The 12,470-nt window shown below is 71.6% G+C and carries 10 protein-coding genes; 9 read left to right on the forward strand and 1 reads right to left on the reverse strand.

Translation table 11 applies throughout. The annotated features are described in order from the left end of the window. The first annotated feature begins 14 nt into the window (after positions 1-14). The 8 genes from ACIQTP_RS27625 to ACIQTP_RS27660 all read left to right on the forward strand — a co-directional run bounded on the left by ACIQTP_RS27625 (position 15) and on the right by ACIQTP_RS27660 (position 10,273). Positions 15-809: a TIGR03084 family metal-binding protein gene (locus ACIQTP_RS27625; protein WP_403404426.1), complete on the forward strand. Its 795-nt coding sequence runs from the start codon at positions 15-17 to the stop codon at positions 807-809. Further along, complete coding sequence (locus tag ACIQTP_RS27630) at positions 806-2,503, forward strand: acyclic terpene utilization AtuA family protein (protein ID WP_403404429.1); 1,698 nt, start codon at positions 806-808, stop codon at positions 2,501-2,503. Before ACIQTP_RS27625 ends, ACIQTP_RS27630 begins: the two co-directional genes overlap by 4 nt. Further along, positions 2,500-4,098 carry an acyl-CoA carboxylase subunit beta gene (locus tag ACIQTP_RS27635; protein WP_403404432.1) on the forward strand — a complete coding sequence of 533 codons (1,599 nt, stop codon included), beginning with the start codon at positions 2,500-2,502 and terminating at the stop codon, positions 4,096-4,098. The genes ACIQTP_RS27630 and ACIQTP_RS27635 overlap by 4 nt, the downstream gene beginning before the upstream one ends. 7 nt (positions 4,099-4,105) lie before the next feature. Then, positions 4,106-5,971 (forward strand): acetyl/propionyl/methylcrotonyl-CoA carboxylase subunit alpha, encoded by a 1,866-nt coding sequence (locus ACIQTP_RS27640; protein WP_403404435.1) that lies wholly within the window; start codon positions 4,106-4,108, stop codon positions 5,969-5,971. A 65-nt stretch (positions 5,972-6,036) separates the two neighbouring features. Next, positions 6,037-7,170, forward strand: a complete 1,134-nt coding sequence (locus tag ACIQTP_RS27645) for an acyl-CoA dehydrogenase family protein (RefSeq protein ID WP_403404438.1) — start codon at positions 6,037-6,039, stop codon at positions 7,168-7,170. Positions 7,171-7,203: 33 nt separating this feature from the next. After that, on the forward strand, positions 7,204-8,820 hold the full coding sequence (locus ACIQTP_RS27650; protein WP_403404440.1) for a 4-coumarate--CoA ligase family protein: 1,617 nt from the start codon (positions 7,204-7,206) through the stop codon (positions 8,818-8,820). Beyond that, on the forward strand, positions 8,817-9,560 hold the full coding sequence (locus ACIQTP_RS27655; RefSeq protein WP_403404443.1) for an enoyl-CoA hydratase family protein: 744 nt from the start codon (positions 8,817-8,819) through the stop codon (positions 9,558-9,560). Before ACIQTP_RS27650 ends, ACIQTP_RS27655 begins: the two co-directional genes overlap by 4 nt. 68 nt (positions 9,561-9,628) lie before the next feature. Beyond that, the gene (locus ACIQTP_RS27660; protein WP_403404651.1) at positions 9,629-10,273 is read left to right on the forward strand and encodes a TetR/AcrR family transcriptional regulator; all 645 of its coding nucleotides are present in this window, start codon (positions 9,629-9,631) and stop codon (positions 10,271-10,273) included. Positions 10,274-10,285: 12 nt separating this feature from the next. Here the strand turns inward: ACIQTP_RS27660 and pdxH are convergent, their stop codons facing one another. Continuing rightward, complete coding sequence (gene pdxH, locus ACIQTP_RS27665) at positions 10,286-10,924, reverse strand: pyridoxamine 5'-phosphate oxidase (protein ID WP_403404654.1); 639 nt, start codon at positions 10,922-10,924, stop codon at positions 10,286-10,288. A 422-nt stretch (positions 10,925-11,346) separates the two neighbouring features. On the opposite strand from pdxH, the gene ACIQTP_RS27670 reads away from it, so the two are divergent. Beyond that, the gene (locus tag ACIQTP_RS27670) at positions 11,347-12,447 is read left to right on the forward strand and encodes a citrate synthase 2 (RefSeq protein ID WP_402044559.1); all 1,101 of its coding nucleotides are present in this window, start codon (positions 11,347-11,349) and stop codon (positions 12,445-12,447) included. The last annotated feature ends 23 nt before the right edge of the window (positions 12,448-12,470 follow it).

The following is a 12,470-nucleotide window of genomic DNA, read 5'->3' on the forward strand; positions in this document are numbered from 1 at the left end:
AGGGGAGCTCCATCGTGTCCGACCCGTCGTCAGTGATCGACGATCTGCATCGGGAGAGCGAAGAACTCGACCTGCTGGTAAGGGACTTGGCGGAGGTCCGCTGGTCACTGGCCACCCCCGCCGCCGGCTGGAGCGTCGCTCACCAGATCGCGCACCTGGCCTGGACGGACCGTTCCGCTCTGCTCGCCGTGACGGACGCCGAAGCATTCGCCGAGGAGGTCGAGAAGGCGATCGCCTCGCCCGGCGGATTCGTGGACGAGGGCGCGGAGGAGGGGGCGCTGTTGCCGCCCGCGACACTGCTCGCCGACTGGCGGTCGGGACGAAAGGCGCTGGAGGAGGCCCTTCGGGCGGCCCCCACGGGCACCCGTTTCCCCTGGTACGGGCCGCCCATGTCGGTCGCCTCCATGGCCACCGGCCGCCTGATGGAGACCTGGGCCCACGGCCAGGACGTGGCGGACGCGCTGGGCGTGACGCGCACTCCCACCGACCGCCTGCGCCACGTGGCCCGCATCGGCGTACGGGCCCGGGACTTCGCCTTCCACGTACGCGGGCTCACGCCGCCCGCCACCGAGTTCCGCGTCGAACTACGCGGTCCCAAGGGTGAGTTGTGGACGTACGGGCCCGAAGAGGCCGCCCAGCGAGTCACCGGCCCCGCCCTCGACTTCTGTCTCCTGGTCACCCAACGGGCCCACCGCGGCGACCTCGCCGTACGGGCGGACGGCCCCGACGCCGACCGCTGGCTGGACATCGCGCAGGCCTTCGCGGGGCCACCCGGACAGGGCCGCGCGTCCAAGGGAGACGCCAGGTGACCGTCGCGCCCCTCCGCATAGGCAACGCATCCGGCTTCTACGGCGACCGCTTCGACGCGATGCGCGAGATGCTCACCGGCGGCCCCCTGGACGTCCTCACCGGCGACTACCTCGCCGAACTCACCATGCTCATCCTCGGCCGCGACCGCCTCAAGAACCCCGCCGGCGGCTACGCCCGCACCTTCCTGGGCCAGTTGGAGGAATGCCTCGGCCTCGCGCACGAGCGGGGCGTGCGGATCGTGGCGAACGCGGGCGGCCTCAACCCCGCCGGACTCGCCGACGTCGTACGGCAGTTGGCCGACCGCCTCGGCATACCGGTGCGCGTCGCCCACGTCGAGGGCGACGACCTGACCGCCGGCCACCCCAGGAGTCTCGCCGCGCACGCCTACCTCGGCGGTGCCGGGATCGCCGCCTGTCTGCGCGAGGGCGCGGACATCGTGGTGACCGGGCGGGTCACGGACGCGGCGCTGGTCACCGGGCCCGCCGTCGCCCACTTCGGCTGGGCGCCGGACGCGTACGACCGTCTCGCCGGCGCCGTCGTCGCCGGTCACGTCCTGGAATGCGGCACCCAGGCGACCGGCGGCAATTACGCCTTCTTCACCGACCACGACCCGGCGCGCCTTCGCCACCCCGGTTTCCCGCTCGCCGAACTCCACGAGGACGGCACCAGCGTGATCACCAAGCACGACGGCACCGGCGGCCTCGTGGACATCGGCACGGTCACCGCGCAACTCCTGTACGAGACCTCCGGCGCCCGGTACGCGGGACCCGACGTCACCGCCCGCCTCGACTCGGTCCGCCTCACCCAGGAGGCCCCCGACCGCGTCCTCATCTCCGGTGTACGCGGCGAGGCCCCGCCCCCCACCCTCAAGGTCGGCCTCAACCGCCTCGGCGGCTACCGCAACGAAGTCGTCTTCGTCCTCACCGGCCTCGACGTCGAGGCGAAGGCCGCCCTCGTCCGGGACCAGATGGAGGCCGCCCTCGACGCCGCCAAGTCGCGCCCCACGGAGGTCCGCTGGGACCTCGCCCGCACCGACCACCCCGACGCCCCCACGGAGGAGACCGCGAGCGCCCTCCTGCGCCTCGTCGTACGCGACCCCGACCAGGACACGGTGGGCCGCACCCTCAGCGGCGCCGCCATCGAACTGGCCCTGGCCAGCTACCCCGGCTTCCACGTGATCGCGCCCCCGGGAAAGGGCTCCCCGTACGGGGTCTTCGAGGACGTGTACGTCCCCCAGGGCTCCGTGGAGCACGTGGCGGTCCTCCATGACGGGCGGCGGGTGCCGGTGGCTCCGGCCCTCGACACCCTCGTACTCGAACCCGCGCCCGCGCCCGCCCCGCCCGAACCGCTCCCTCCGGGGCCGACGAGACGCGCTCCTCTTGGCGTGGTCGCGGGTGCGCGCAGTGGGGACAAGGGGGGGAACGCGAATGTCGGGGTGTGGGTGCGATCGGATGACGCGTGGCGCTGGTTGGTTCATCAACTGACAGCTGACAGATTTCAGAATCTGATAACTGAAAGCTGTCATCTGAAAGTTGTCCGTCACACTCTGCCGAACCTCCGCGCCCTCAACTTCGTCGTCGAAGGAATCCTCGGCGAAGGCGTCGCCGCCCAGCACCGCTTCGACCCCCAGGCCAAGGCCCTGGGCGAATGGCTCCGCTCCCGCCACCTCGACATCCCGGAGGCCCTGCTGTGACGGTCTTGGCGTCCGCCCTGGACACCGCCGCCCCCGACTACTCCGCTCACCGCGAGGCCATGCTCGCCAAGCTCGCCGAGCTGGACGCGGAGCACGCCAAGGCGCTCGCGGGCGGCGGCGAGAAGTACGTGGCCCGGCACCGCAAGCGCGGCAAGCTGCTCGCCCGTGAACGCATCGAGCTGCTGCTCGACCCCGACACACCGTTCCTGGAGCTGTCGCCGCTCGCGGCCTGGGGGAGCGAGTACGCGGTCGGCGCGTCGCTGGTGACCGGGATCGGGGTCGTCGAGGGCGTGGAGTGCCTGATCACCGCGAACGACCCGACCGTACGGGGCGGCGCCAGCAACCCCTGGAGCCTGAAGAAGGCCCTGCGGGCCAACGACATCGCCCTCGCCAACCGGCTGCCCTGCATCAGCCTGGTGGAGTCGGGCGGCGCCGATCTGCCGTCGCAGAAGGAGATCTTCATCCCCGGGGGAGCGATCTTCCGCGACCTCACCAGGCTGTCGGCGGCGGGAATCCCGACCGTCGCCGTCGTCTTCGGGAACTCCACCGCCGGAGGCGCGTACATCCCCGGCATGTCCGACCACGTGATCATGGTCAAGGAGCGGGCGAAGGTCTTCCTGGGCGGGCCGCCGCTGGTGAAGATGGCGACCGGCGAGGAGAGCGACGACGAGTCCCTGGGCGGCGCCGAGATGCACGCGCGCGTGTCGGGTCTCGCGGACTACTTCGCCGTCGACGAACAGGACGCCCTCCGTCAGGCCAGGCGCGTCGTCGCCCGGCTCAACCACCGCAAGGCGTTCGGCGATCCCGGTCCGGCCGCGCCCCCCAAGTACGACGAGGACGAACTCCTGGGGATCGTCCCCGGCGACCTCCGACACCCCTTCGACCCGCGCGAGGTCATCGCCCGCGTTGTCGACGGCTCCGACTTCGACGAGTTCAAGCCCCTCTACGGAACGAGCCTCACGACCGGCTGGGCAACCCTCCACGGCTATCCCGTCGGCGTCCTGGCCAATGCCCAGGGAGTGCTGTTCAGCGCCGAGTCCCAGAAGGCCGCCCAGTTCATCCAGCTCGCCAACCAACGCGACATCCCCCTCCTCTTCCTGCACAACACCACCGGCTACATGGTCGGCAAGGAGTACGAGCAGGGCGGGATCATCAAGCACGGCGCGATGATGATCAACGCCGTCTCCAATTCGAAGGTCCCCCACCTGTCCGTCCTCATGGGGGCCTCCTACGGAGCCGGTCACTACGGCATGTGCGGGCGCGCCTACGACCCCCGCTTCCTGTTCGCCTGGCCCAGCGCCAAGTCCGCCGTCATGGGCCCCCAGCAGCTCGCGGGCGTCCTGTCGATCGTCGCCCGGCAGTCGGCCGCGGCGAAGGGGCAGCCCTACGACGAGGACGCCGACGCGGCCCTGCGCGCCATGGTGGAGCAGCAGATCGAGTCGGAGTCCCTGCCGATGTTCCTGTCCGGGCGGCTGTACGACGACGGGGTCATCGACCCCCGCGACACCCGCACCGTCCTCGGCCTGTGCCTGTCCGCGATCCACACGGCCCCCTACGAGGGTGCGCGCGGTGGCTTCGGCGTCTTCCGGATGTGAGGTCCCAGTGATTACTTCTGTCCTCGTGGCCAATCGGGGCGAGATCGCCTGCCGGGTCTTCCGCACCTGCGGTGAGTTGGGGATCCGGACCGTCGCCGTGTACTCGGACGCCGACGAGAACGCCCTCCACACACGTGTGGCCGACGAGGCGCTACGACTGCCGGGGGCGGCGCCCTCGGACACGTATCTGCGCGGCGACCTGATCGTGAAGGCGGCCCTGAACTCCGGCGCGGACGCCGTGCACCCCGGATACGGCTTCCTCTCCGAGAACGCCGACTTCGCGCGGGCTGTCCTCGACGCGGGCCTCGTCTGGATCGGGCCGCCGCCCGAGGCCATCGAGGCGATGGCCTCGAAGACGCGCGCCAAGAAGCTGATGGGGCTCGAACCGCTGGAGACGGTCACCGCCGCCGATCTCCCGGTGCTCGTCAAGGCGGCGGCGGGCGGCGGCGGACGCGGTATGCGCGTCGTACGCGAACTCGACGCCCTCGACGCCGAGCTGACCGCGGCCCGGGCCGAGGCCCTCAGCGCCTTCGGTGACGGCGAGGTCTTCGTCGAGCCCTATGTAGAGGGCGGTCGGCATGTGGAAGTGCAGATCCTCGCCGACGCGCACGGCACGGTCTGGGCGCTCGGCACCCGCGACTGCTCCCTCCAGCGCCGCCACCAGAAGGTCGTCGAGGAGGCCCCGGCCCCCGGTCTCGGAGACCTGACGGAAACCCTCTACGACCTGTCCGTGCGGGCCGCCCGAGCCGTCGACTACGTGGGCGCGGGAACGGTCGAGTTCCTGGTCGCCGACGGCAAGGCCCACTTCCTGGAGATGAACACCCGCCTCCAGGTCGAACACCCGGTGACGGAGGCGGTCTTCGGCGTCGATCTCGTCGCGCTCCAGATCCAGGTGGCGGAGGGCACGGCGCTCGCGAACGACCCGCCGCGCGCGCGTGGGCACGCGATCGAGGCCCGCCTGTACGCGGAGGACCCGGCACGGGCCTGGGCCCCGCAGACCGGCACCCTGCACCGCCTCGCCGTCCCGGCGGGCGTCCGCCTGGACACCGGCTACACCGACGGCGACCCGGTCGGCGTCCACTACGACCCGATGCTGGCGAAGGCGATCGCGTACGCGGCCACACGCGCGGAGGCCCTGCGCAAGCTGTCGGGTGCCCTGGAGCGTGCCGACATCCACGGCCCGGCGACCAACAGGGACCTGCTCGTACGCTCCTTGCGGCACCCGGAGTTCGCCGAGGCCCGCATGGACACCGGGTTCTACGAGCGCCACCTCGCCGCCCTCACGACGCCGGCCCCGGACCCGTACGCGCCCCTGGCGGCGGCCCTGGCGGACGCGCGGGGCCACTCCCGCTCCCGGTTCGGCGGCTGGCGCAACCTCCCCTCGCAGCCCCAGACCAAGCGCTACGACCTGGCCGGCACCGAGCACGAGGTGCGCTACCGGCACACCCGTGAGGGCCTCACGGCCGACGGGGTGCGCGTCGTGCACGCCGACGCCCGTCTCGTCGTACTCGAAGTGGACGGCGTACGGAGGAAGTTCGAGGTGACGCGGTACGGCGACCAGGTGTTCGTGAACGCCACCGCCCTCACCGCCCTGCCCCGCTTCCCCGACCCCACCGCCCAGCAGGCCCCCGGCTCCCTCCTGGCTCCCATGCCAGGAACCGTCGTCCGCGTCGCCCAGGGACTGGCCGCGGGAGCCGCCGTACGGGCCGGAGAGCCCCTCCTGTGGCTGGAGGCGATGAAGATGGAACACAAGATCTCCGCGCCGACAGCAGGCACGCTCACGGCCCTTCACGCCACCCCCGGCCAACAGGTGGAGGTCGGGACCCTGCTGGCAGTGGTGGAGACGACACCGGTGAGTGCGGCGCCCCATTAGGGGCGCGGGGAACTGCGCGACCAGCCACATACGACCCGCAGTGTTGAGACGACCTCAGGAGCCCCATGAGCCCCGTCATCGAATCCCAAGAGCACAAAGCCCTGCGTTCCGCCGTGGCCGCCCTGGGCAAACGCCACGGCCGCGACTACGACATCAACACCCTCTGGTCCGAGGCCGCCAAGCTCGGCTACCTCGGCGTCAACCTGCCGGAGGCATACGGTGGCGGGGGCGGCGGCATAGCCGAACTCTCCATCGTCCTGGAAGAACTCGGCGCCGCGGGCTGCCCCCTCCTGATGATGGTCGTGTCGCCCGCGATCTGCGGCACGGTGATCGCCCGCTTCGGCACGGAAGCCCAGAAACAGGAGTGGCTCCCGGCCCTGGCCGACGGCACCCGCACCATGGCCTTCGGCATCACCGAACCCGACGCGGGATCCAACTCGCACCGCATCACCACCACGGCCCGCCGGGACGGCGCCGACTGGCTGCTGAGCGGCCGCAAGGTGTTCATCTCCGGTGTCGACATCGCGGACGCCACCCTCATCGTGGGGCGCGCGGAGGACGCGCGGACGGGTCGCCTCAAGCCCTGCCTGTTCATCGTCCCGCGCGACGCCGACGGCTTCGGGCGGCGGCGGATCGACATGGAACTCCACAGCGCGGAGAAGCAGTTCGAGCTGACCCTCGACGACGTGCGGCTGCCCGCCGAGGCCCTCGTCGGCGACGAGGACGCGGGCCTGCTTCAGCTCTTCGCGGGACTCAACCCCGAGCGGGTGATGACGGCCGCGTTCGCGATCGGCATGGGCCGCTACGCGCTCTCCAGGGCCGTCGAGTACGCCCGCGAGCGCACCGTCTGGAAGGAGCCCATCGGCGCCCACCAGGCCGTCGCCCACCCCCTCGCACAGGCCCACATCGACCTCGAACTCGCCCGCCTGATGATGCAGAAGGCGGCGTACCTGTACGACTCCGGGGACGACGTCGCCGCAGGTGAGGCCGCCAACATGGCCAAGTACGCGGCGGGTGAGGCCTGTGTGAAGGCGGTCGACCAGTCCGTCCACACCCTCGGCGGCAACGGCCTCACCCGCGAATTCGGCCTCGCCTCGTTGATAACGGCCTCGCGCGTGGCTCGTATTGCTCCGGTGAGCCGGGAGATGATTCTCAACTACGTCTCCCACCAGACCCTGGGCCTGCCCAAGTCGTACTAGGCCGTTGCTCCACGAGCCGCTCTAGGAGGAACCGTGTTCCGCAGCGAGTACGCCGAAGTCCCGGCCGTAGAGGAACCCATTCACGAGGCGGTCCTGGGACGCGCCGCCGAGCGCGGCGACACGCCCGCGCTGATCGACGGAGTCGACGGCACCACGCTCACCTACGGGCAGCTGGACCGGTTCCACCGCAGGCTGGCAGCCGCGTTCGCCGACGCGGGCGTCCGCAAGGGCGACGTCCTCGCCCTGCACAGCCCGAACACCATCGCCTTCCCGACGGCGTTCTACGCCGCCACGCGCGCGGGGGCGTCGGTCACGACCGTGCACCCGCTCGCCACGCCCGAGGAGTTCGCCAAGCAGCTGCGGGACAGCGCCGCGAGCTGGATCGTGACCGTGTCGCCCCTCCTGGAGGCGGCGCGGCAGGCCGCCGAGCTCGCCGGTGGGGTGCGGGAGATCTTCGTCTGCGACAGCGCGCCGGGGCATCGCTCGCTGATCGACCTGCTCGGTTCGACCGCGCCCGAACCGGAGATCGACATCGACCCGGTGACGGACGTCGCGGCCCTGCCGTACTCCTCCGGGACGACCGGCATACCCAAGGGGGTGATGCTCACCCACCGGTCCATCGCCACCAATCTGGCGCAGCTGGTGCCCTTCTTGCCGATGGGCGAGGGCGAGCGCATCCTCGCGGTGCTGCCCTTCTTCCACATCTACGGGCTGACGGCCCTGATGAACGCGCCCCTCAGGCAGGGCGCCACCGTCGTCGTACTGCCCCGCTTCGACCTCGACACCTTCCTCGCGGCCATCGAGAAGCACCGCATCAGCGGCCTCTTCGTGGCGCCGCCGATCGTGCTGGCCCTGGCCAAGCACCCGGCCGTCGCGCGGTACGACCTGTCGTCCCTGAAGTACATCGTCTCCTCCGCCGCGCCCCTGGACGCCAAGCTCGCGCTGGCCTGCGCCGAGCGGCTCGGGCTGCCGCCCATCGGCCAGGGCTACGGGATGACGGAACTGTCTCCCTGCACGCACCTGGTCCCCCTGGACGCCGCCCAGGTCGCACCCCCGGGAACGGTCGGCAGGCTCGTCCCGGGCACCGAGATGCGCATCGTCTCCCTCGACGACCCCGACAAGGACCTGGGCGTCGGGGAGGCGGGCGAGATCGTCATCCGCGGTCCCCAGGTCATGAAGGGCTATCTGGGGCAGCCCGACGCCACCGCCGCGATGATCGACCCGGACGGCTGGCTGCACACCGGAGACGTCGGTCACGTGGACACCGAGGGCTGGCTTTTCGTGGTCGACCGCGTCAAGGAGCTCATCAAGTACAAGGGCTTCCAGGTCCCGCCCGCCGAACTGGAGGCCCTGCTCCTCACCCACCCCGGTATCGCGGACGCCGCGGTCATCGGGGTCTACAACGAGGACAACAACGAAGTCCCGCACGCCTTCGTGGTGCGCCAGCCGTCCGGGGCCGGTCCGGCCGGTCAGGCGTCGGACCTCTCCGACGACCCCGGCTTCTTTGGCCTCTCCGAAGGAGAGGTGATGATGTACGTCGCCGAGCGCGTCGCCCCCTACAAGAGGATCCGCGGAGTCACCTTCATCGACGCCGTCCCACGGGCGGCCTCCGGAAAGATCCTGCGCCGGGAACTGCGAGGCCTGTCATGACCGTTGAACCGGTTGTCCGCGTGGCGCACGACCGCGCCATCACCACCCTCACCCTCGACACGCCCGCCAACCGCAACGCCCTCTCCGCCGCCCTCGTGGGCGAGCTCGCGGACGGGCTCACCCGGTGCGGCAAGGACCGTGACGTCCGCGCGGTCATCCTCACCCACACGGGGAACACGTTCTGCGCGGGCGCCGACCTGCGCGACCCCCCGCCCCCCGACGCGCTCGTCGCCCTGCTGCGGCAGATCGTCGAGCTGGACAAGCCCGTGGTGGCCCGGGTGACGGGCCATGTGCGGGCCGGCGGACTGGGGCTCCTGGGAGCCTGCGATCTGGCGATCGCCTCCAAGGAGGCCACGTTCGCCTTCACGGAGGTACGCATCGGCGTCGCGCCCGCCGTGATCTCCCTTCCCCTGCTGCCCCGTACGGACCCCCGCGCCCTCGCCCGCTACTACCTCACGGGCGAACGTTTCGACGCGGCCGAGGCGGTACGGACGGGACTCCTGACGGCGACCGGCGACGACGTCGACGCCACCCTGGAACCCGTCCTGGACGGCCTGCGCCGCGCCTCCCCCCAAGGCCTGGCCGAGACGAAACGGCTGCTCACGGCTAGGGTGCTGGAGGCCTTCGACCGGGACGCGAGCGCCCTGACCGCGCTCTCGGCCGAACTGTTCTCCTCCGCGCAGGCCCGCGAGGGGATGACGGCCTTCCTCGAACGACGGGATCCCGCATGGGTGGTGTGAGCACGACGGAAGCCGCGGAGCGCGCGGAGCCCACGGAGCCCACGGAGCCGAACACGGACGCCACGGACGTGACGACGGACGCGACCACGGAAGCGACAGAGCCGGCCGAAAACGCCCCCCGTAGTCCCCGGCTTCCGCACGTTCCCAAGCAGGACCGCAGCCGCGCCACCCGGCAGCGGCTGCTCGCGGCCGCCGTGGCCGCTCTCGCCGAGCACGGCTGGGCGGGCTCCACGGTCTCCGTCGTCGCCGAGCGCGCGGGAGTGTCCCGCGGGGCCGCCCAGCACCACTTCCGCACCCGCGAGGACCTGTTCACCGCGGCGGTGGAGTACGTCGCCGAGGAGCGCTCCACCGCGCTGCGCGCCCTGTTCCCGGAGGGTGCCGCCGACCGTCGCGAGGTGGTCGCGGCCCTGGTCGACCTCTACACCGGACCCCTCTTCCGCGCCGCCCTCCACCTCTGGGTCGCCGCCTCCGACGAGGAACAGCTCCGCCCGAGGGTCACCGAGCTGGAGGCCCGCGTGGGCCGCGAGACCCACCGGATCGCCGTGGAACTCCTCGCCGCCGACGAATCCCGCCCGGGCGTACGCGAAACGGTCCAGGGCCTCCTGGACATGTCCCGCGGCCTCGGCCTCGCCAACCTCCTCACGAACGACGGGGGGCGCCGGGAGCGAGTGGTGGCGCAGTGGGGCGTACTGCTGGACGAGGCGCTGGGCTGAGCCCCGCCGGCGTCACGGACTGAGGCGCTCCGCCCGCCAGCTGCCGTCCGGCTCCGCCACGTACCGCAGCCGGTCGTGGAGGCGGTTCTCGCGGCCCTGCCAGAACTCGACCGTCCGGGGAGCGATGCGGAAGCCGCCCCAGTGCGGGGGCACGGGGACCTGCTCACCTTCCGGGTAGCGGGCGCTCAACTCCTCGTAGGCGGCGTCGAGCTCGTCCCGGGAGGAGATGACCGAGGACTGGGCGCTGGCCCAGGCGCCGAGCTGGGAGCCGTGCGGGCGGGTGCGGAAGTACGCGGCGGTCTCGTCGCGTCCGGTGCGCCGCGCCGTTCCGGTGACGATGACCTGGCGGGCCATCGGGTGCCAGGGGAAGAGCAGCGAGACGTACGGGTTCTCGGACAGCTCGCGGGCCTTGCGGGAGTCGTAGTTGGTGTAGAAGACGAAGCCCTGCTCGTCGTACTGCTTGAGCAGCACCGTGCGTGAGCTGGGCCGGCCGTCCGCGTCCGCCGTGGAGACGATCATCGCGTTCGGCTCGTACACCATGCCCTGCACGGAGGCCTGCGCGGCCTGCTTGAACCAGCGGGCGAACTGGTCCATGGGATGCGCGGCGAGATCCGCCTCGACGAGCCCCTCGGCGCGGTAGTGGGCGCGCATCGCGGCGGGGTCGGCGGCGAGTTCTTCGACGTCGCCCGTGGCCTCCGCGGCGGCGGCTGCCGCGGCGCGCAGGACGAGGGGCTCGTCGGCGGATTCATCCGGGAGGCGGTCGCGGTCGGTCACGCGGTCATCTTGCCGTATCCCGGTACGGCATTGAGTGTCAGTGGGTGGCACTGAGTGCCGCAGGGCCTCCCCAAAGGTGGCACTCGGGGATATGGTGCTGGCACCGTTGCGGTGGGATGACCGCCGGCCGTACGGGGCATCACCGGGAAGACGTACCGGACCGCGAGTCCACGAGCCGACCGTGGAACCGGACGTCGACCACCCATCACCGCCGCACGGTTTCCCTTTCCGACCGCAAGACGCGCCCCCACCATCACCCCCATGAATCCCCCGTCGTACACATCACGAGGAGCCGCCTGATGTCCGACTTCGTACCCGGACTCGAAGGAGTCGTCGCGTTCGAGACGGAGATCGCCGAACCGGACAAGGAGGGCGGCGCACTCCGGTACCGGGGCGTCGACATCGAGGATCTGGTCGGCCACGTCTCCTTCGGAAACGTGTGGGGCCTCCTCGTCGACGGCGCCTTCAACCCCGGCCTGCCGCCCGCCGAGCCGTTCCCGATCCCCGTCCACTCCGGCGACATCCGCGTCGACGTCCAGTCCGCGCTCGCCATGCTCGCCCCCGTCTGGGGCCTCAAACCCCTCCTCGACATCGACGAGGCCCAGGCCCGCGAGGACCTCGCCCGCGCCGCCGTCATGGCCCTCTCGTACGTCGCCCAGTCCGCCCGCGGCCAGGGCCGGCCCATGGTTCCGCAGAGCGAGATCGACAAGGCGCACTCCGTCGTCGAACGCTTCATGATCCGCTGGCGCGGCGAGCCCGACCCCAAGCACGTCGCGGCCGTGGACGCCTACTGGACGTCCGCCGCCGAGCACGGCATGAACGCGTCCACCTTCACCGCCCGCGTCATCGCGTCGACGGGCGCGGATGTCGCCGCCGCCCTCTCCGGCGCCGTCGGGGCCATGTCCGGGCCGCTGCACGGCGGCGCGCCCTCCCGCGTCCTCGGCATGATCGAGGAGATCGAGCGCACGGGCGACGCGGAGGCCTACGTCAAGAAGGCCCTCGACAAGGGCGAGCGCCTGATGGGCTTCGGCCACCGCGTCTACCGCGCCGAGGACCCGCGCGCCCGCGTCCTGCGCCGCACCGCCCGCGAGCTCGGCGCCCCCCGCTTCGAGATCGCCGAAGCGCTGGAGAAGGCGGCCCTGGAGGAGCTCCACGCGCGCCGCCCGGACCGCGTCCTGGCGACGAACGTCGAGTTCTGGGCCGCGATCATGCTCGACTTCGCCGAGGTCCCGGCGCACATGTTCACGTCGATGTTCACCTGCGCCCGTACGGCGGGCTGGTCGGCGCACATCCTGGAGCAGAAGCGCACGGGACGGCTCGTACGGCCGTCCGCGCTCTACGTGGGCCCCGGTTCGCGCAGCCCCCAGGAGATCAAGGGCTACGAGGACATCGCGCACTGAGCGAACTGAGTGCGCTGAATGCG

The organism is Streptomyces sp. NPDC090798 (genome assembly GCF_044768965.1).
Taxonomy (GTDB): Bacteria; Actinomycetota; Actinomycetes; order Streptomycetales; family Streptomycetaceae; genus Streptomyces.